We start from the raw sequence: 19,993 nt of genomic DNA on the forward strand, positions 1-19,993 counted from the left end.
ATGATCGAAATGATAAATAAAACGGATTTTGCTTATTCTCGATTGTTCTTGAATAACGAAGAAGGTTTCAATAACTATAGCCAGTCATTAAAAGTCATTGAAAAAAAGCTGACGGACTTTTTAAAAGGGAATGATTTACCATACTCCGGGAAAAAACCGCATGAAATCGAAGCAAGATTAAATGAGCTGTCCCTTGCTTCTCTAAAGGGGAAGACAATGGAAGCGGTAGCGGATGAGCTGGCAGAGTTTGTTATTAACGACAGCATCAATGTACACAGCCCCACTTGTATCGGACATTTGCATTGCCCGACATTAATACCTGCCGTGGCTGCCGAAATGATTATAGGTACGTTGAATCAATCCATGGATTCATGGGATCAAAGCTCGGCGGCAACTTTCGTTGAAGAGCGTTTAATAGATTGGCTGTGCAGCCAGGTGGGGTTGCCTGAACAAGCGGATGGGATTTTCACAAGCGGTGGAACCCAATCTAATTATATGGGACTGCTATTGGCGAGGGACGCTTATTGTAAGCGTTTCTGGGGTGTGGATGTTCAGCAGCAAGGTTTGCCAGTCGAGGCAAAAAAATTGCGGATCTTATGCTCCGAGGCTGCCCACTTTACGGTCCGTAAATCAGCGGCACAGCTGGGGCTTGGTGAACAGGCTGTAGTCACGATTAAAACGGATTCAAATCACCGTCTGCCCATAGATGAATTAAATCATCAAATGTCGATTTTAGTGGAACAGGGTTTACTGCCATTTGCCATCGTTGCAACTTGTGGAACAACGGATTTCGGTTCAATCGATCCATTACACGAATTGTCCGAAGCGGCAAGGAAGAATGGGATATGGCTGCATGTGGACGCCGCATATGGAGGCGCGATGATTTTAAGTAAGGATTACAAAGAGTTAATCAGCGGAATGGAACGGGCCGACTCGATTACGGTTGATTTTCACAAATTATTCTATCAACCCATCAGTTGTGGTGCTTTTCTTGTCTCTGACAGCAGCTCATTTCAATATATCCAGCATCACGCCGATTACCTGAATCCTCAGGAAGATGAAGCCGAGGGCATGGTTCACTTAGTCAATAAATCGGTTCAAACGACGAGAAGGTTCGACGCATTGAAACTCTGGATGTCATTGAAGGTCGCTGGACTGGATACCTTTGCGGAAATGATCGACTATACTTGTCATCTTGCACGTGAAGTGGCAGCGAAGATCGATAAGCAGGAAGGGTTCACAGTATTAAATAAGGAACCTGAATTGAATGCGGTTGTATTCCGTTATAATCCCGAGGGAGAAAGTGATCAGTTAGTAAATCTATTAAATAAACAGATTCAGCAAGAATTACTGAAAAGCGGACGGGCGTTTTTAGCAAAAACGCGTTTTGACGGACAGGTATATTTAAAAATGACACTATTGAATCCAATGACAAGCCTTGAACACATAGAAGGAATTTTAGACGAAATCCGAGTATTAGGTGAAATGTTCAAGATAATGGAGGAATGAAGATGAATGGTAAGCAAATAGCTGAAAGGGCGACAATGCAAAGCTTTCTGAATTGTTATTTCCGGGAAACCGGAAATTACAGTTTAGAAGAAACGAAAAACTGGCCGAATTTGGAAGGGGCCATTCCGGATTCATTAGTAGTCAGTAAGCTCATGTCCCAAGATATTGCCTTGCTTGTTCCGCTTAAATATTGGTCGGAAACGGGGCGTCATATTTTCAACTTCCCGATTTACTATCAGACGGCATCCAAGCAAGTACATGAATTAGATTACGTGACAATGGTCACGATCGTTTCTAAAGAATTATTGAATGAGCAGGGCCGGACCGATAGTGAAGATGAATTGATGCTGCGTGTCATCCTAAGCAGCCAAAATATTCAACGGTATGTTGAAGCAAGGACGGAAGACATTGATGCACTTCAAAGCCCTGATTTCACCTACATCGAAGCAGAGCAGTCACTTTTATTCGGGCACCTGTTCCACCCGACGCCGAAAAGCAAGCAGGGCATTTCAGAAAAGGAAGAATGGATCTATTCACCCGAATTAAAAGGGGAGTTTCAGCTGCACTACTTCCTGGCAGAACCTTCGATTGTCATCCAGGATTCAAGTGAAGTCCGATCGGCAAGTGAGATCATTAAACAGGAATTAGCCGGTGACTTGGAGATTTCCAGTGAATTCAGAGGCACGTATTGCCAAAAGGAAAGCAAATTTATCATCATCCCGGCACATCCGTTCCAGGCAAAAGTGCTTATCGAAAAAGAAGAGGTCAAGAGGCTGATCGAGCAAGGGACACTAGTTTATGCTGGACCGCTTGGGAAAAAATTCACGGCCACCTCTTCCTTTAGAACGGTATATAATGCCACATCAAGATATATGTACAAATTTTCCGTTCCGGTTAAAATCACGAATTCCTTACGTGCAAATCTGCAAAAAGAATTAGATCGCGGTGTGGAAATTGCTAAATTAATAGATTCTAAAGTGGGCGACGATCTAAAAGAACGGCATCCCTCCTTCCGTATCATCAAGGACCCGGCTTACCTAACGATCAAAACAACCGAGCAAGAATCGGGATTCGATGTCGATATCCGGGAAAACCCTTTTTATGAAAACGATAAACAAGCAAGCCTGATTGCCGGCTTATGCCAGGATAATGCCTATGGTGCACCATCAAGGCTTGGAGCGATCATCCGCAAATTATCAGCTGAAGAAAACCGCAGTACCGAAGAAGTAAGTAAGGATTGGTTCAAAACCTATCTGTCAATGACATTAAAACCGATGCTTTGGCTTTTTGAAGAGTATGGGATTGTTTTGGAAGCCCATCAACAAAACTCCATCATTCAACTTCACGATGGTTATCCAGCCACTTTTTATTATCGTGATAATCAAGGGTATTACTATTGTGAGTCCAAAGTGGACAGGCTGCTGAAGATCTTGCCTGAACTAAGTGAAAAAAGCTTCACGATTTGTTCTGATGAAGTCGCTGAAGAAAGACTGCAATACTATTTCTTTTTTAATCACTTATTAGGCTTAATCAATAATTTTGGTACGGAAGGATTAGTATCAGAGAACAAACTGTTACAGCTCGTTCAGGAACAACTGGAAACATGCAGCAGGGAAAGCGAAGATGAAGGGATGAAACGAGTTGTTTCAAAGTTGCTTCATGCCCGGGAATCATCGTGTAAGGCTAATTTACTGACACGATTCCATGATATGGATGAGCTTGTTGGTTCACTTGAGACACAATCCGTTTATACAACGATTGATAATCCGTTCGCGCAGGGGGTTATGGCCGTCCATGAAAAATAGTTATGAAGAAATGCTGAAGGGCCGTAATCAACAGCTTTCATTTGTCAAAGTTGAATTTGAGAGGGATTTGGATATATTGCATAAATGGATGCATGAAGGTCATGTGATACCCTACTGGAATTTGAATTTCACAAAAGAAAAATTCGCCGTTCATTTAAAAAAGGCATTGGCTGATACACATCAAACACTCTATTTAGGCTGTCTGGACTCCATTCCCATGAGCTATTGGGAATCGTATTGGGTAAAAGGCGATATCATCGAAGATTATTATGAATCCGAAGAGGGAGATCAAGGCATACATTTACTCATAGGTGATCCGGAATATCTAGGAAAAGGACTGGCTTTGCCATTTTTACGTGCAATGGTGAAATACCAATTGCTTTCTGCGAAAACAAAAAAAGTGATGGCTGAACCGGATATTCGAAATGCAAAGATGATTTACTTATTTGAAAAGTGCGGGTTTACCCCAATTAAAGAAATTGAGCTCCCTGATAAAACAGCATTACTTATGTCATGTACACGGGAGAATTTCGAGAGGAAGTGGAAGTATGGAGAAGCAACAATCTATTTATGACCTGGTAGGGATTGGGATAGGTCCCTTTAACCTTGGACTTGCGGCCCTTTTGGAGAAAACCCCGGAGCTGAATGCCGTCTTTTTTGAGAAAAAGCGGGAATTTAATTGGCATGAAGGAATGCTGTTGGAAGGGACAACTCTGCAGGTACCTTTCTTTGCCGATCTAGTCAGCATGGCAGATGTGACAAGCCCATATAGTTACCTGAATTATTTACAGCAGCATGATCGGCTTTATCATTTCTACTTTCTTGAAAAATTCTTGATTCCACGAAAAGAATATAACGAATATTGCCGCTGGACTGCCGATCAACTTGATAGCTGCCGTTTCGGAAAAGCGGTGGAGGCAGTTGAATATATAGGGGATCAAGGTAAACCCTGCTATCAAATCAGTGTAAGGGATGCACAAACACAAAAGATCGAAGTCTATTATAGCCGTCATGTAGTCATGGGAATTGGCAGCGCCCCGACTGTTCCATCGGCCTTTCATCCATATATGGGAGAGAGCATCCTGCATTCGGCCGATTATTTACGGAATAAAGCAAATGTCTTAAAGAAAAAATCCATAACGGTTGTCGGGTCTGGACAGAGTGCAGCAGAGGTCTTTCTGGATCTGCTTAATGAGCAGGGGGAAAATGGCTACCAGCTAAACTGGTATACAAGATCCAAGGGGTTTTTCCCTATGGAATATTCAAAACTCGGTTTGGAATACTTCACTCCGGATTACCTGGATTTCTTTTATCGGCTGCCACAGGAAAAGAAGGATGAAATCCTGCCGAAACAGGATTTATTGTATAAAGGGATCAGTGCTACGACAATTGCAGCAATTTTTGACAAAATGTATGAAAAATCGATTGGAAATGCCGAACTTTCCATTGAACTTCGGGCCATGACGGAAGTTGCAGCCGTTACCCCCGCCGAAAATGGCTGGAGTTTGAAATGCCGACAGTGGGTAGAAGATAGCGAATTTGATGTGGACACAGAGGCGATCGTTTTTGGAACGGGCTATAAATCAGCCCTTCCGGCATTCCTTGAAACCTTGGAGGACCATTTAGTCCGCGATGATTTAGGGCGTCTTGCAATAACGAAAGACTATCGGGTAGGAACGGACATCCCTACACCGAATCACCTCTTCATTCAAAATGGCGAGATACATACACATGGTGTGGGTGCTCCGGATCTAGGCTTGGGAGCATTCCGAAATTCGATTATCATCAATCAATTGGCAGGTAAAGAAGTTTATCCATCCGAGCCAAAGGGTGCATTTCAGTCATTCCGTGTAAAAACACCTGTCATGGCTTACTAAGAGAAGGGAAGGGGAGAATGATATGCAGTTCATAAAAGAGGTGGAACAGGCGGTTTCAGAAAACAATTGGTCGATAGTAAACCAAAACCTGCTGGCCAAGATGATTTCTGAGTATATGTATGAAGATATGATCCATCCAGCAATTCTGAACGAAAATGCAACGGGAAACCTATATGAGTTAAAAATAAATGAGGGGAAATCTTATCAATTTTTGGCATTGCCCCGTCTTTTTGACAGCTATGAAGTACAGGCCGAGTCGATCCAGGTATGTGAAAAGGAAGGCTTTACACAGGCCAATGATGCCATTCAATTCATTTTAGACATCCAGCCATTAATTGGGATGACTGCAGAAACTACAGGACATTTAATCAAGGAATTCCATCATACGCTGCTTGCGGATCTTCAATTGCTATCCAAACCTGAACAAGATGCAGATGGTTTAGTCGAACTGGATTATGCATTACTTGAAGGAGAAATGAGCGGTCACCCTTGGATTGCTTATAACAAGGGAAGAATCGGTTTCGGTTATGATGATTATTTGAAGTTCGCTCCAGAAAACCAGAAGGAAGTTCAGTTATCTTGGATTGCCGTCCATCAAACGAGGGGGGAGTTCAATTCAGTCGAAACGTTATCCTATAAGCAATTGATGGAGAATGAACTGGATGGGGAAACCCAAAAATCTTTTGCAAAGATATTGACGGAAAAAGGGCTGAACGCAGAAAACTATTACTATCTCCCAGTCCATGAATGGCAGTGGAAGAATGTAATCATCCAGAACTTTACGGATGACTTGGCCAAAGGGCTGATCGTAGCTTTGGGAAATGGCCCTGATAAGTATCTGCCGCAACAATCCATCCGGACATTCGTTAATGTATCGAATAAGGATAAACACCACGTCAAGCTGCCGATGAGCATTTTAAATACGCTGGTCTACCGAGGATTGCCAGCTGAACGCACGGTCATTGCCCCAAAAATCACAACGTATATAAAGAACATTTATCAAAATGATTCATTCTTGAAAGAACAATGCAAAGTAGTGCTTCCTGGTGAAGTGGCCAGTTTAAATGTTGATCACCCGTATTATTCCAAACTAGAGAATGTACCCTATCAATATTTAGAGATGCTGGGTGGTATTTGGAGAGAAAGCATATACAGTTATATGGAAGACGGTGAAAAGCCCATTACGCTTGCGTCCCTTTTACATGTGGACAGCAAAGGGAAACCATATGTAGAAAGCCTCATTGAAAAATCGGGATTGACTGCAGATGCCTGGACAGCTCAATTGTTCGACGTCATTCTATCACCATTGCTACATTTTATTTATCAATATGGATTGGTCTTCTCGCCGCATGGTCAAAATACCATTTTAGTTTTGAAGGATTACAAGCCTCACCGTTTGGCCATCAAGGATTTTGTGGATGATGTGAACGTCAGTGATCAGCCGCTTCCTGAATTAAGCAAGCTTCCTAATGATTTAAGGAAAGTACTAAGAAGTGAGACTCCCGAGGGGCTGGTTCAATTCATTTTCACGGGACTATTCATCTGTCATTTCCGATACTTGTCAACACTCCTGATGAAGAGGTCCCTTTTGGATGAGAATGCTTTTTGGGAAGGCGTAGCTCAAACAATCCTTACGCATCAGAAAAAATTCCCTAAGTTACAGGATCGTTTCGATACATTCAATTTCTTTGCGCCAAAATTGACGAAACTCTGCCTGAATAGAAATCGGATGCTTCAATATGGATATAGCGATGGTGAAGACCGTCCGCATGCATCTGAATTCGGGCATGTGAATAATGCCCTTTATGAAAAGTTACCTGCAAAAACGCTATAAAGTTAAACTGGCTCAGACTTTTGGGCCAGTTTTCTTTTGGCTTTTACCAATTGACCGTTGATTTCCGCTCCAGGAACTCGCTTTCCGCGGGCGGTCAGCCCCCGGCTTGCGCCTGCGGTGTCTCCCCTAGACGCGCTTTTCCCGCAGGAGTCTCGTACACCTGTTCCAATCAACTTTGTTATAAAGTTTATAAAGCGGGAATGGTTAATAAATATACGCATAAATAAGATTATGTTATCCTATTTGGTTCGAATTACCTAAAAATTATCTTTGGAATAGGGCTTGCCGTTCATATAATTTGGTGATAAGCTATGTGTAAACGGTTACACAAAATTATTGAGGGTGATATATTGGCAACTATTCGGGATGTGGCAAAGGAAGCTGGGGTTTCTGTGGCAACGGTTTCCAGAGTTATGAATGGCAGTGGTTATGCACATGAGGACACAAAAAAGGTGGTCATGGCGGCTGTTGAAAAATTAAATTATAAACCGAATGAAGTGGCAAGATCCCTCTACAAACGTAAATCCAAATTGGTTGGATTGATTTTACCGGACATTACGAATCCCTTCTTCCCAGAAATGGCAAGAGGTGTCGAGGATTATCTGCAGCAATTTGGATATCGGTTAATTTTTGGAAATAGTGATGAAAAGAGAGATAAAGAAATAGAATATATTGACACTTTTCTGCAAAATAATGTAGTGGGCATGATTGCTTCCACTAGTGTAGAAGCCAATGAAAATTTCGATAATCTGGATATTCCAGTAGTCCTTCTCGACCGTACGGGAGAGAAATTACCAGCTGTTTATTCCGATCAAAAAACAGGCGGTAAACTGGCGGCACGCGTATTGCTGGATAGAGGCAGTACGAATATCGTCCTCATTAGGGGGCCAGTCGAAATAAAGCCTGTATATGAACGGTACATGGCAGCACTGGAGGAATTGAAACAAGCAAAAGTGAACGTGCAAGTCATAGATTCATCCCTAACACTTCAGGGCGGCCAAACTTGCGTGAAGCAGCTGTTCGAGAAATATCCGGAAACGGATGGAATCATTGCTTGTAATGATATTGTTGCAGCTGCCGCACTTCAAGAGATTTTAAAACGGGGAATACGAATACCGGAAGACATACAATTGATCGGCTATGATGATATCTCCTTCACGGCGTTATTGCACCCACCGTTATCGACAATTCGGCAGCCAGCCTATGAGATGGGGGCACAAGCGGCAGAAATGCTAATTAAAAAGATCGATCAAGAAAAAATGGAAGTAACACATAAAAAGCTCCCTGTTTCTTTTGTGGAGAGACAAACAACGAGAAGGAAGGCGGAGAAGACATGATTAGAATTACAGTAGTGGGAAGTTCTTCAATGGATTTAGTGGTGACATCGACTAAGAGGCCAATGGCCGGGGAAACGGTTTTAGGAGAGTCATTTATCACGGTCCCTGGAGGAAAGGGGGCCAATCAGGCTGTTGCAGCCGCACGTCTTGGTGCAGAAGTGTCAATGGTTGGATGTGTAGGGGATGATGTCTATGGAGAGATCATCTTAGAAAACCTGAAAAAAAATCATGTAAATACGGAGTATGTGGAACCGGTTACAGGTTCCGCTTCCGGGACAGCACACATTACCCTTTCGGAAGGGGATAACAGCATTATTGTTGTTAAAGGTGCGAATGATTTCATTACTCCCGAATATGTACAAAAGGCGAAAAAGGTGATAGAGGAATCGGATATCGTGATGGTCCAGCAGGAAATACCAGAGGAAACCGTGGAATATCTGGCTGAAATGTGCAACACGCTTCAAAAGAGATTACTATTGAACCCAGCTCCCGCCCGCAAGCTAAGCGAGGCTGTCATTCAACAGGCGTCATTCCTTACTCCGAATGAGCATGAATTCGAGATTCTATTCAATGGGAGAGATAGAACGAAAGTCTTGACCGAGTATCCAAATAAATTATTCATTACCGAAGGAAAAAATGGTGTCCGTTATTTTGACGGACATGAAGAAAAGGTTGTTCCAAGCTTTGAAGTCGAAGCGGTGGATACAACAGGTGCAGGGGATACATTCAATGCTGCCTTTGCCGTGGCGGTTGCAGAAGGAAAAAGTTTTGACGAATGTTTGTCATTCGCGAACCGGGCAGCCTCCATTTCCGTGACGAAGTTAGGCGCTCAAGGTGGAATGCCGCAAAGGTTAGAGGTCGAGAGGGGCTTTGAAGCATGAAACGTCAAGGAATCATCAACAGTTCAATAGCCAAGGTCCTGGTTGACCTTGGTCATACCGATTATATTGTCGTAGGTGATGCCGGGCTGCCGGTGCCACCAGGAGTTTGCAAGATAGACTTAGCATTGACGCCTGGAACACCATCATTTCAAGATGTCGTCCGGGCGGTTCACGAAGATATGGTTGTTGAAAAAGTTATCGCTGCCACAGAAGTGAAGGTTAAAAACCCGGAACAGCATCAATACATGGAGCAGCAATTCGGAGCAGCGATTGAATATGTTTCCCATGAGGATTTTAAAAGGCTGACAAGTAACGCGAAAGCAATAATCCGGACCGGGGAGACGACGCCATATTCAAATTGCATATTGCAGTCTGGAGTATTCTTTTAAAGAAATGAGATGATGAGCATGCAAATCGAAATGCACAATATTTATAAAGCATTTGGTCAAAACAAGGTATTGGAAGGTGTTCATTTTTCTTTAGAGGCTGGGGAAGTACATGCACTAATGGGGGAAAATGGAGCGGGGAAATCAACCTTGATGAACATTTTGACCGGGCTGCACAAACAAGATCAAGGAACGATTGAGATTAACGGTAAAGAAACCTCATTCAAGGATTCAAAGGAAGCGGAAGAGGCGGGAATGGCCTTTATCCGTCAGGAATTGAATATTTGGCCGGAAATGACTGTGCTGGAGAATCTATTTATCGGCAGGGAAATGGTGAATGCCTTCGGTGTCCTGAAGGAGAAACAAATGAAAGCGCGTGCAAACGAGATTTTTAAAACACTTAATATTTCCCTTCCTTTTGATAAGGAAGCTGGACTTTGTTCTGTCGGGGAACAGCAAATGATTGAAATTGCCAAGGCGCTCATGACGGATGCCGAAGTCATCATCATGGACGAGCCCACAGCCGCTTTAACTGATAGAGAAATAGAGAAGCTCTTTGAAGTGATGAAGGGACTTACCAAAAAGGGAGTATCGCTTGTTTATATTTCTCACCGAATGGAAGAAATATTCGCCATTTGTGACAGGATCACCGTAATGCGTGACGGTAAAACAGTCGATACGAAAAGAATTGCAGATACAAATTTCGATGAAGTCGTTCAGAAAATGGTCGGGCGGGAGCTGGAGGATCGGTTTCCTCATCGTGAAGCGAATGCTGGCGACATAGTCCTTGATGTAAAAGGTTTAACTAAAAAGGGGCTTTTTGAAGATATCCATTTCTCGGTTCGGCAAGGTGAGATTGTCGGTGTAGCCGGATTAATGGGAGCAGGCAGAACAGAAATAATGCGCGCCCTATTTGGTGTCGATCAAATAGACAGTGGTGAAATTACCATTGAAGGCAAAAAAGTTTCCATACGGAAACCAACTGATGCAGTTCGGCACGGCCTGGCTTTCATTACGGAAAATCGTAAAGAAGAGGGGTTGATTCTGGACTTTTCTGTAAGGGAAAATATCGGCTTGCCGAATCTCAAGAGTTTTGCTCCTGGCGGAATCGTAAAAACGGAAGATGAGATGAACTTTGCCGAAATGATGATTAAGCGACTTCATGTGAAGACATCTTCTGCCGAAACGGTCATCGGCAATCTATCCGGAGGAAATCAACAGAAGGTGGTAATAGCCAAGTGGATCGGCACTTCCCCTAAAGTTTTAATCATGGATGAACCGACCCGGGGCATAGATGTTGGTGCGAAACGTGAAATTTATGAATTGATGAATGAATTGACGGAGCGGGGCATAGCCATCATCATGGTTTCGTCAGAACTACCCGAAATCATTGGAATGAGTGATAGAATCCTTGTGGTTCACGAAGGTGAAATTGCTGGGGAATTGTTAAAGCATGAAGCGACACAAGAAAAAATTATGGCATTGGCGACAGGAGGGAACTAGGATGAAACTTGAGGCTACAGGGAAAAGCGGGATCTGGCAGAAATTTGGTCCGTTACTCGCCCTGGTACTTTTATTTATCGTAATAACCGTTTTAAATCCATCATTCATGGAACCGAATAATATTTTGAATTTATTGCGTCAAACCTCCATCAATGCACTTATTGCATTTGGAATGACATTTATCATATTGACAGGTGGCATCGACTTGTCCGTCGGTTCCATTTTAGCTCTATCCAGCGCACTTATGGCTGGTATGATGGTCTCGGGATTAGATCCGATTTTAGCTATACTAGTAGGGATTCTACTAGGTGCAATAATGGGTGTAATCAATGGGATTCTCGTTTCAAAGGGGAAAATGGCCCCTTTCATCGTGACACTGGCAACCATGACGATTTTCCGGGGATTAACGCTTGTGTATACAGATGGAAAGCCGATTACTGGAATCGGCGATTCTGAAATGTTCCAGATGCTTGGGAGAGGTTACTTCCTGGGACTGCCAGTACCGGCCGTGGTGATGGTCATCGCTTTCTTGATCCTATGGTTCCTGCTTCATAAAACATCCTTTGGCCGTAAAACATATGCCATTGGGGGAAATGAAAAGGCTTCCCGTATTTCAGGGATTAAAGTTGACCGAGTCAAGGTGGCCATATATGGTCTGGCCGGTACGATGGCGGCAATCGCTGGTGCCATTTTAACATCCCGTCTTAATTCGGCACAGCCGACTGCAGGCCAATCCTATGAAATGGATGCCATTGCAGCCGTGGTGCTAGGCGGAACGAGCCTTTCAGGCGGTAAAGGGCGGTTGTTCGGTACGCTGGTGGGTGTCCTGATCATCGGTACCTTGAATAACGGCATGAATTTACTTGGTGTATCCTCTTTCTACCAGCAAGTGGTAAAGGGTGCAGTTATATTAATCGCGGTCTTACTTGACCGTAAAAAATCATAAGAAGAGGTGTAATCAATGAAAAAAATAGTATCAATTATCATGGTTCTTTCTTTAATGGTCTTGGCTGCCTGTTCAATGGACTCTGGTTTATCGGATGATAAAAAAGGAAAGAAAGACTCCATGAAAGACGTGAAAGTCGGAGTCAGCATCTCTACTTTAAACAACCCATTCTTCGTTTCCTTAAAAGATGGCATTGAAAAAGAAGCAAAAGAAAAAGGCATGAAAGTCACAGTTGTTGACGCCCAAGATGATACGGCAAAACAAATTAGCGGAATTGAAGATTTAATTCTTCAAAAGGTTGATGTCCTTCTTGTGAATCCTACTGACTCTGCGGCAATATCTTCAGCCGTTCAATCAGCAAATGAAGCGGGCATTCCGGTAATCACGATTGACCGCTCTTCAGACGAAGGTGACATTGAAACATTCATCGCTTCCGACAATGTGGCTGGCGGGGAAATGGCTGCAGAATATCTAGTTAAGGAGCTTGGCGATAAAGCGAAAGTAGTGGAGCTTGAAGGGGTATCCGGAGCTTCCGCAACTCGTGAACGCGGGAAAGGTTTCCACAATATTGCGGACAAGCAGTTAGATGTCCTGACAAGCCAAACGGCGGAATTCGACCGGACAAAAGGGCTTAATGTCATGGAAAATATCCTGCAAGGCAATAAAGACATCCAAGCGGTATTCGCCCATAATGATGAAATGGCACTAGGGGCCATTGAAGCAATCAAGGCAGCAGGAAAAGACATCATCGTGGTTGGTTTTGACGGAAATGATGATGCATTGAAAGCAGTTGAAAACGGTGAACTAAAAGCTACAATCGCCCAACAACCGGCACTTATCGGTGAAGAAGCGGTTAATGCGTCTGAAAAAATCCTAAAAGGTGACAAAGTGGATGACACAATATCCGTTCCATTGAAATTGGTCACAAAAGAATGATTGTCTTTTCAACAAAAAGAGTGCCAGAACTTTTCCGGCACTCTTTTTTGTCGTAAGAAAGAAATGTTTTGAATCCAATTGATGTTATCTAATTGTGGATACCCAGCTTGAATTGATATGAATGAGTGGTATAAGAAAGTGAAAACGCTCTTCTACAAAAGTAAGGCAGTCCTTGTCGGAACCTCCTCCTAAATCAACTGATTGCTAGAGTATACCTTGAGTCAGCATCGCATCCGCCACTTTAAGGAATCCGGCAATATTGGCCCCGACAACTAAGTTGCCAGGCGCACCATATGCCTCTGCGGCCTCTACACTATTTTTATAGATGTTTTTCATGATCTCGTGCAGCTTGGTATCGACATCTTCAAAAGTCCAAGGCATTCTGGCACTGTTTTGGGCCATTTCAAGTGCAGAAACGGCAACACCGCCTGCATTGGCTGCTTTTGCTGGTCCAAAAAGGATGCCGTTATTAAGGAATACATCAATGGCCTCGAGGGTTGAGGGCATATTGGCACCCTCACCAACTGCCTTCACATTGTTTTTGACCAGTAATTTTGCTGCTTCTTCATCGATTTCATTTTGTGTGGCACAAGGCAGTGCGATGTCACATGGTACAGACCAAATACCATAGCTTCCTTCATGGTATACGGCTTCCGGGTGCGTATCGACATACTCGCTCAAACGTTTTCGTTCCACTTCTTTTAGACGTCGAACTGTGTCAAGGTTCAGGCCATTTTCATCATATATATAGCCATTGGAGTCGCTGCATGCAACAACTTTTGCGCCTAGCTGTGTAGCTTTTTCAATGGCATAAATGGATACATTGCCAGATCCGGAGATAACGACAGTGCTGCCATGGAATTGTAACCCTTTGTCTTTTAGCATTTCTTCGACGAAGTAAACCGTTCCATAACCAGTCGCTTCTGTACGGGCCAAACTTCCGCCGTAACTTATGCCTTTACCGGTTAAGACACCAGCATGGTAGCTGCCTTGCATCTTTTTATACTGACCGAACAGGTAACCGATCTCCCTTGCACCGACTCCGATATCTCCAGCCGGTACATCTGTATCAGGTCCGATATAGCGAGCTAGTTCTGCCATGAAACTTTGGCAAAAGCGCATGATTTCCGCGTCCGATTTTCCTTTAGGATCGAAGTCCGATCCGCCTTTTCCCCCACCGATCGGCTGGCCAGTAAGAGAGTTTTTAAAGATTTGCTCGAAACCAAGAAACTTTATGATGCTGGAATTGACAGTGGGATGGAATCGAAGACCGCCTTTGAATGGCCCGATTGCACTGTTGAATTGTACACGAAAACCACGGTTGACTTGAACATTTCCCAGGTCATCAACCCATGTAACACGGAAGGTGATCATTCTTTCGGGTTCAACCAGCCTCTCCAATATTCCGCTTTTCATATATTCAGGATGATTTGCAAAAACGGGGACCAATGAAAGGAATATCTCTTTTACGGCTTGATGGAACTCACTTTCGTGGGGGTTGCGCTCCTTCACCTGTGCATATACTTGACTTACGAACTCTTTGGCAACTTGTAATTCCTTATGCTCGACTTCTTGTGAAGTGGTCATTGTTCTCTCTCCCTTAAGGTAATTTAGTCTTAAAATACAATTGAATAAGATATCAGTCTTTATACGATACTTTCATGATATAATTTAAAAATAAAACAAACAATCTGAATATTAGATAAGTAACATGCTGTTTTGATATGGAAGAGGGAGCTTAGAGTGGAATTAAGGCAAATCGAATATTTCATTGAAGTGGCAAAGCGTGAACATATGACGGAAGCAGCAGTGAACTTGCATGTTGCCCAGTCGGCAGTCAGTCGTCAAATCTACAATTTAGAAGAAGAATTAGGTGTGCCCCTTTTTATCCGGGAAGGCCGAAAGATCAGATTGACGCCTATAGGACATACATTTTTAACGAATATGGAACAAGCTATGGATATAATCGATCGTGCCAAGCGTGAGATGGCTGAAAGTCTGGATCCAGAAAAAGGGACAATCCGCATTGGCTTTCCCAGCAGTTTGGCTTCTTATGTATTGCCAAGGGTCATTTCCGACTTCAGGGAAAGTTATCCGCAGGCAAAGTTCACTTTGAAACAAGGCTCATATCGATACCTGATAGATTCGGTAATAAAAGGTAATATTAACATGGCCTTGATCGGGCCTCTGCCGACGAATGAAAAGAAAATCAAAGGTGAAACGCTATTTATTGAGAACTTAGTTGCCCTTTTACCAGAAAGTCATCCTTTGGCCTTGAAGAAATCACTATGCTTGAATGAACTTAAAGGAAATCCATTCATCCTATCTCCAAAGGGCTATGTTTTAAGGGATCTTGTCATGAAAGCTTGCAAACTGCATGGCTTTGAACCGGAAGTGGCATTTGAAGGAAAAGATACTGATGCTATAAAAGGCCTGGTGGGGGCAGGGTTGGGTATAACCTTGATACCTGAGATTTCCTTGATTGATAGCTTGCCACGTTTTACGGTTAAATTGTCGCTGGAGGAACCGTCTGTTACCAGGGCTGTAGGGGTCATCGTTCCAACTGACCGGGAACTTATGCCAACGGAGAAATTGTTTTACCAATTTTTGAAGGACACTTTTGCAACATTGGAAGGTTTTCAATAAGAATAAGGTGGGTCCCTATTAGAGCCAGATATCCAGCTAGTGAGAGAATCCTTGAATCGGGTTCTTTTTTTTGTCGCAAATGTCTCGAAATATCTTCCATGTAGCACATCCTAAAAAGGAAAATCTATTTTGGAATAATATAATATTAGTGTTTTCTTGTATAATAATGGGTTAAACCTTTATTTTTGAAAACGCTTTTATTTTATTAGAATAAAAATACTTCTTACATTATCAGAAAATTCATGTTATTATACGAGCAGACGTTATAGGAAGCGGTGCGATATACTTAATAGGCTTTTAAAATGAAGACCTTTATTTTTTTTGCATTTTACAAAATTGAATATTCTGATAATTAATAAGGAGTGGAGATATAGTGAGCAGGAAAGAATACTTCAGCGATCGAATGTACAAGGCATCGACAGGGATAGCCAACGCTGTTTTGGTTACATTAGGGATCGGGTTATTGTTTGAATCCATAGGGGGATATTTAGATTGGGAGGTCTTGCTGGCAATAGGCGGGGCCGCAAAGGTCTTGCTGGCACCGGCTTTAGGAGCAGGCATCGCATATCAGCTAGGTGGAAATTCATTAATTATCTTTAGCGCCATGGCTTCAAGTGCTGTTGGGGGTGCTGCCATTCACAGAACTGCTGAGGGTGCTTTCACGATTGTTACGGGTCAGCCGCTAAGTGCTGTCTTGGCAGCAGTAATTGCAACATATATAGGTAAGCGCCTAATCGGCAAAACGAAGTTGGACATCATGGCCATCCCAATGGGAGCAGTTCTTGTCGGTGGAGTTTCGGGGTATGGCCTGGCTCTTGTCACCACTCCGCTCCTAACATGGATAAGCAGCCAAACCACCGCTGCGGTCGCAGGTTCTCCCTTAATCGGTTCAATGGTCATTGCCTTGGTATGGAGCATATTATTGATGACACCGGCGTCTTCCGCTGCACTGGCGATCGCTCTGCAATTAGATCCCGTTTCCAGTGCTGCGGCTCTAATCGGATGTACCGTTCAGTTTGTAGGGTTCACTGTCATGTCTTATAAAGATAATGATATGGGCGGGTTCCTGGCACAGATTGTCGTTACGCCAAAAGTTCAATTTCCTAACTTAATCAAGAAACCATTATATGCAGTTCCGCCTTTTGTGGCGGCAATCATCTGTGCGCCTATCGCTACCTTGGCATTCGATTTTCAAGTGCCGTATGAGCTTGGAGGCATGGGGTTAAGTTCAATGATTGCCCCGATTGCCATCATAACTGGTCAGGGGTTGTACACGTTCCTGGTTTATGTGGCAGTGGGTATGGTATTGCCAGCTTTGATCACACTTGCATTGCATCGGGTATTGAAGATGATGGGTAAAGTTAAGCCAGGAGATCTTCATTTGGAAGTTTCATAATCAAAGTTTCTAGAAACCAGCCTGGTTAAGGAACCGGGCTGGTTTTTATTTATAAAGGGATTAGGGTAAAATGGGGAGGAAAGCATATGCATAGATAGGATGATATATATGGGAAAAGAAATAGATATAAAAGTGAAGGCTAAATTCGTGAGTAAAGTCGGCAAGGGTTTTCCCTTGATTGTTAAAGAGTCGATAGCCAACCTTAATGACCTTAGGGAAGAGGGGTCATTGGTGCGTTTGGTGGATGAAAACAACCGCTTTCTGGCAAAAGGGTATTATGGTAAACAGAATAAGGGCTATGGCTGGGTATTGACCCAAAGAGAAGATGAAAAGATTAATCAGGCCTTCTTTACCGGAAAAATCCAGGCAGCATGCGAATTCCGAAAGTCATTCTTTGAAGATGGGGAGACTACAGCTTTCCGCTTGTTTAATGGGGAAGGTGATGGAATTGGCGGTTTAATCATTGATCATTATGATGGTCACTATGTCATTAGCTGGTATAGCAAAGGAATATATTCCTTTAAAGACTACATCATTAAGGCATTGCAGGAAACGGTCGAGGTTAAATCGATTTATCAGAAGAAACGCTTTGATACAAAGGGGCAGTACGTGGATGAAGACGATTTTGTCATGGGCGAACAGCCGGCATTTCCGCTTCTTGTAAAGGAAAATGGAGTCCACTTCGCTGTTTATCTGAATGATGGGGCAATGGTCGGTGTCTTCCTTGATCAACGCGATGTCAGAAGGAAAATCCGGGATGAATATTCAAAAGGGAAAACGGTGTTGAATATGTTCTCCTATACGGGGGCATTCTCCGTGTTTGCCGCTTTAGGCGGTGCTGTTAAAACAACGAGTGTCGACCTGGCGAATCGCAGTTTACCAAAGACGATCGAGCAGTTCAGTGTGAATGGCATAGATCCTGAAGCTCACAATATCGTGGTGATGGATGTTTTCAAGTATTTTAAATATGCGGTGAAGAAAGCTTTGAAATTTGAAATGGTTATCCTTGATCCGCCCAGCTTTGCCAAATCGAAGAAGTTTACTTTTAGTGCCGGGAAAGACTATACGAATCTATTGAAGGATACCATTTCCATTACGGAAGACAATGGGATCATTATCGCCTCAACTAATTGCAGTACGTTCGATATGAAAAAATTCAAGAGCTTCATTGATGTTGCTTTCAAGGAAATGAATGGAAAATACGAAATCATGGAACAATTCTCATTACCGGCTGATTTCAAAACAATCAGGGAATATAAGGAAGGCAATTATTTAAAAGTAGTCTTCATTAAGAAAATTAAAGGTTGAAAAAGGGCGTCCGCAGTTCCATTAGAGCTGTGGATGCCTTTTTTAATGAAAAATTGTTTCATGTGAAACGAACGGATATTCGGGGTTCAAAGGTTTGGCCGTTCACTTTGCAAGTCTTTCGATAACTGGAAAGAAGGTTTCTTGCGAATGCTGTTAGCGATGCAAAACTGGGCTGCATAGTAGGTAAGCATGATCAGTGGTCCAGAATAGGCAACATCATCGTTGTTTTCATAGAAAAATCCAGTGATTAAAACATAAATTAATACTAAAAATAAATTCCATTTTTACAAATAACTATGATAAAATATGTAAATATATTAAAGAGGAGGTATTTTTTTGAAATGAATAAAAAAATTGGTAAAATTATATCTATTTTTCTTGTTTTTACGGTTTTAGTCACAGGTATGGTTTTTGTAGAAGATATTAAGGTCGAAGCAGCATCTTATAAGAAAACAAACCTCGAGGGGTGGAAAAGATATATTAGAGGTGGTCAATATGCTGGTGGTTTTACAATGAAGGCTTCTTATCAAGAAGAATATTCATCTAAGTCTTCTACAGTCTGGAAGCTTTCTGATAGACAAACGACTATAAGAGTTTCTGATGGTACTTTAGCAGTAAAATTTGGAGCTTTCACGAAATTATATGTTAACGGGACTCAAAAACATCACATTACATTAAGTAGCTATTGTGATTACTTGGGAATTGGTGGACAATCAGCAACTTGTAAAAGAAATGCAACAGATTACACTCTAACAAAGAATAAATCAAAATCAAGCCATACATCTAGTGTAACATTGAGTAATTCATACTACCCATCAGTACATACTTTGAAGAAATCCTATAGTTACTAATCTATTTTTCTAAAATACGGAGGTGCAATATGAAATCCATAAGGAATTTAATATTTTTAGCAATTACTGTAACTATAATTAGTACTAGCATGTTTCTCTTTAATTCAAATTCAACAAGAGCATCTGATGAAAAAGCTGTTTTTAATGACCTTGGAAAATATATAAAAAGCCTAAAAGTAGATGAGAAGAAAAAGAAGCTTAACAAAGAGATTCTAGATAAAAATCAATATTTAATTTTAATAAATTTCTATCAAAACATTGATCCTAAAATGTCCAATGAAGAAGCTGAAGTAACTGCATTGAACCAAATAGTCGAGGAAGCTGCCATAAAGGAGAAAGCTAAAGAATTAAATTTATTTCCTTCTTCAGATGAAGTAAAGGAGAGAGTAAAAGAAGAGAGGTTTAAATTCGAAAATGCCAGTGAAGACGACCCGGATAATAAACAAGTAAAAGAAATGCTTGATAGTTTAATTAAAGGACTTGGGATGACCCATGATGAATATTGGAATTCTTATGTTCCTACAGGCTATGAATTTACAATTAGCCAAGAAAACTTATATAAAAAGGAAACTAAAGCAATAAAAGACGAAGAACAAAAAGCTTCAAAATGGAACAAAAAAAATGAAAAATATATTGATAATTTTAAAATGAAACACAAAGATGAAATATCTCAACTAAAAAAGAAATATAAATAATTAATCGATTCAAAACAAAAAATCTTAGATTTATATAAAATCTAAGATTTTTTGTTTTGTAATTTCTATATCTTATAGGGACG

General features: G+C 42.0%; 17 protein-coding genes. 16 read left to right on the forward strand and 1 reads right to left on the reverse strand.

Annotated elements, in window-relative coordinates:
• From ACFVSH_RS07325 to rbsB, 11 genes are all read left to right on the forward strand, one after another.
• Positions 1-1,509 carry a pyridoxal phosphate-dependent decarboxylase family protein gene (locus tag ACFVSH_RS07325; protein WP_387604937.1) on the forward strand — a complete coding sequence of 503 codons (1,509 nt, stop codon included), beginning with the start codon at positions 1-3 and terminating at the stop codon, positions 1,507-1,509.
• A 2-nt stretch (positions 1,510-1,511) separates the two neighbouring features.
• On the forward strand, positions 1,512-3,314 hold the full coding sequence (locus tag ACFVSH_RS07330) for an IucA/IucC family protein (protein WP_387604938.1): 1,803 nt from the start codon (positions 1,512-1,514) through the stop codon (positions 3,312-3,314).
• Positions 3,304-3,888, forward strand: coding sequence for a GNAT family N-acetyltransferase (locus tag ACFVSH_RS07335; protein WP_387705413.1), 585 nt, complete (start codon positions 3,304-3,306; stop codon positions 3,886-3,888). Before ACFVSH_RS07330 ends, ACFVSH_RS07335 begins: the two co-directional genes overlap by 11 nt.
• Complete coding sequence (locus ACFVSH_RS07340) at positions 3,863-5,191, forward strand: lysine N(6)-hydroxylase/L-ornithine N(5)-oxygenase family protein (RefSeq protein ID WP_387604940.1); 1,329 nt, start codon at positions 3,863-3,865, stop codon at positions 5,189-5,191. Before ACFVSH_RS07335 ends, ACFVSH_RS07340 begins: the two co-directional genes overlap by 26 nt.
• A gap of 22 nt (positions 5,192-5,213) precedes the next feature.
• On the forward strand, positions 5,214-7,025 hold the full coding sequence (locus ACFVSH_RS07345) for an IucA/IucC family protein (protein ID WP_387705415.1): 1,812 nt from the start codon (positions 5,214-5,216) through the stop codon (positions 7,023-7,025).
• Between the two features lie 350 nt (positions 7,026-7,375).
• Positions 7,376-8,362 (forward strand): LacI family DNA-binding transcriptional regulator, encoded by a 987-nt coding sequence (locus ACFVSH_RS07350; protein ID WP_387604942.1) that lies wholly within the window; start codon positions 7,376-7,378, stop codon positions 8,360-8,362.
• The gene (gene rbsK / locus ACFVSH_RS07355) at positions 8,359-9,243 is read left to right on the forward strand and encodes a ribokinase (RefSeq protein WP_387604943.1); all 885 of its coding nucleotides are present in this window, start codon (positions 8,359-8,361) and stop codon (positions 9,241-9,243) included. The genes ACFVSH_RS07350 and rbsK overlap by 4 nt, the downstream gene beginning before the upstream one ends.
• Entirely contained in the window at positions 9,240-9,632 is a 393-nt protein-coding gene (gene rbsD / locus ACFVSH_RS07360) for a D-ribose pyranase (protein ID WP_034316088.1), read from the forward strand. The genes rbsK and rbsD overlap by 4 nt, the downstream gene beginning before the upstream one ends.
• 18 nt (positions 9,633-9,650) lie before the next feature.
• A complete protein-coding gene (locus tag ACFVSH_RS07365; protein ID WP_387705417.1) occupies positions 9,651-11,132 on the forward strand; it encodes a sugar ABC transporter ATP-binding protein in 1,482 nt (493 codons plus the stop codon).
• Position 11,133: 1 nt separating this feature from the next.
• Positions 11,134-12,078: an ABC transporter permease gene (locus ACFVSH_RS07370; protein ID WP_192207343.1), complete on the forward strand. Its 945-nt coding sequence runs from the start codon at positions 11,134-11,136 to the stop codon at positions 12,076-12,078.
• 15 nt (positions 12,079-12,093) lie between these two features.
• Positions 12,094-13,014 carry a ribose ABC transporter substrate-binding protein RbsB gene (gene rbsB / locus ACFVSH_RS07375; protein WP_387604945.1) on the forward strand — a complete coding sequence of 307 codons (921 nt, stop codon included), beginning with the start codon at positions 12,094-12,096 and terminating at the stop codon, positions 13,012-13,014.
• A gap of 204 nt (positions 13,015-13,218) precedes the next feature.
• Here the strand turns inward: rbsB and gdhA are convergent, their stop codons facing one another.
• Complete coding sequence (gdhA, locus tag ACFVSH_RS07380) at positions 13,219-14,601, reverse strand: NADP-specific glutamate dehydrogenase (protein ID WP_387601581.1); 1,383 nt, start codon at positions 14,599-14,601, stop codon at positions 13,219-13,221.
• Between the two features lie 156 nt (positions 14,602-14,757).
• On the opposite strand from gdhA, the gene gltC reads away from it, so the two are divergent.
• The 5 genes from gltC (at position 14,758) to ACFVSH_RS07405 (ending at position 19,910) form a co-directional block, all read left to right on the forward strand.
• Positions 14,758-15,660 (forward strand): glutamate biosynthesis transcriptional regulator GltC, encoded by a 903-nt coding sequence (gene gltC / locus ACFVSH_RS07385; protein WP_387601578.1) that lies wholly within the window; start codon positions 14,758-14,760, stop codon positions 15,658-15,660.
• Between the two features lie 403 nt (positions 15,661-16,063).
• Entirely contained in the window at positions 16,064-17,056 is a 993-nt protein-coding gene (locus tag ACFVSH_RS07390; protein WP_387601599.1) for a PTS sugar transporter subunit IIC, read from the forward strand.
• Between the two features lie 108 nt (positions 17,057-17,164).
• The gene (locus tag ACFVSH_RS07395; protein ID WP_387601576.1) at positions 17,165-18,364 is read left to right on the forward strand and encodes a class I SAM-dependent rRNA methyltransferase; all 1,200 of its coding nucleotides are present in this window, start codon (positions 17,165-17,167) and stop codon (positions 18,362-18,364) included.
• Positions 18,365-18,705: 341 nt separating this feature from the next.
• On the forward strand, positions 18,706-19,215 hold the full coding sequence (locus ACFVSH_RS07400) for a hypothetical protein (protein ID WP_387705419.1): 510 nt from the start codon (positions 18,706-18,708) through the stop codon (positions 19,213-19,215).
• Between the two features lie 29 nt (positions 19,216-19,244).
• Positions 19,245-19,910 carry a SurA N-terminal domain-containing protein gene (locus ACFVSH_RS07405; protein ID WP_387705421.1) on the forward strand — a complete coding sequence of 222 codons (666 nt, stop codon included), beginning with the start codon at positions 19,245-19,247 and terminating at the stop codon, positions 19,908-19,910.
• The last annotated feature ends 83 nt before the right edge of the window (positions 19,911-19,993 follow it).

The sequence above is a fragment of the Peribacillus sp. NPDC058002 genome (genome assembly GCF_042886655.1).
In the GTDB taxonomy this organism is placed as follows: Bacteria; Bacillota; Bacilli; order Bacillales; family DSM-1321; genus Peribacillus; species Peribacillus aracenensis.

Coding starts and splice junctions, on each gene's coding strand:
- ACFVSH_RS07395 (WP_387601576.1), top strand. CDS start 17,165: ATGGGAAAAGAAATAGATATAAAAGTGAAGGCTAAATTCGTGAGTAAA.
- rbsB (WP_387604945.1), top strand. CDS start 12,094: ATGAAAAAAATAGTATCAATTATCATGGTTCTTTCTTTAATGGTCTTG.
- ACFVSH_RS07405 (WP_387705421.1), top strand. CDS start 19,245: ATGAAATCCATAAGGAATTTAATATTTTTAGCAATTACTGTAACTATA.
- ACFVSH_RS07400 (WP_387705419.1), top strand. CDS start 18,706: ATGAATAAAAAAATTGGTAAAATTATATCTATTTTTCTTGTTTTTACG.
- ACFVSH_RS07390 (WP_387601599.1), top strand. CDS start 16,064: ATGTACAAGGCATCGACAGGGATAGCCAACGCTGTTTTGGTTACATTA.
- ACFVSH_RS07365 (WP_387705417.1), top strand. CDS start 9,651: ATGCAAATCGAAATGCACAATATTTATAAAGCATTTGGTCAAAACAAG.
- ACFVSH_RS07325 (WP_387604937.1), top strand. CDS start 1: ATGATCGAAATGATAAATAAAACGGATTTTGCTTATTCTCGATTGTTC.
- gdhA (WP_387601581.1), bottom strand. CDS start 14,601: ATGACCACTTCACAAGAAGTCGAGCATAAGGAATTACAAGTTGCCAAA.
- ACFVSH_RS07345 (WP_387705415.1), top strand. CDS start 5,214: ATGCAGTTCATAAAAGAGGTGGAACAGGCGGTTTCAGAAAACAATTGG.
- ACFVSH_RS07330 (WP_387604938.1), top strand. CDS start 1,512: ATGAATGGTAAGCAAATAGCTGAAAGGGCGACAATGCAAAGCTTTCTG.
- ACFVSH_RS07370 (WP_192207343.1), top strand. CDS start 11,134: ATGAAACTTGAGGCTACAGGGAAAAGCGGGATCTGGCAGAAATTTGGT.
- rbsK (WP_387604943.1), top strand. CDS start 8,359: ATGATTAGAATTACAGTAGTGGGAAGTTCTTCAATGGATTTAGTGGTG.
- ACFVSH_RS07335 (WP_387705413.1), top strand. CDS start 3,304: ATGAAAAATAGTTATGAAGAAATGCTGAAGGGCCGTAATCAACAGCTT.
- rbsD (WP_034316088.1), top strand. CDS start 9,240: ATGAAACGTCAAGGAATCATCAACAGTTCAATAGCCAAGGTCCTGGTT.
- ACFVSH_RS07340 (WP_387604940.1), top strand. CDS start 3,863: ATGGAGAAGCAACAATCTATTTATGACCTGGTAGGGATTGGGATAGGT.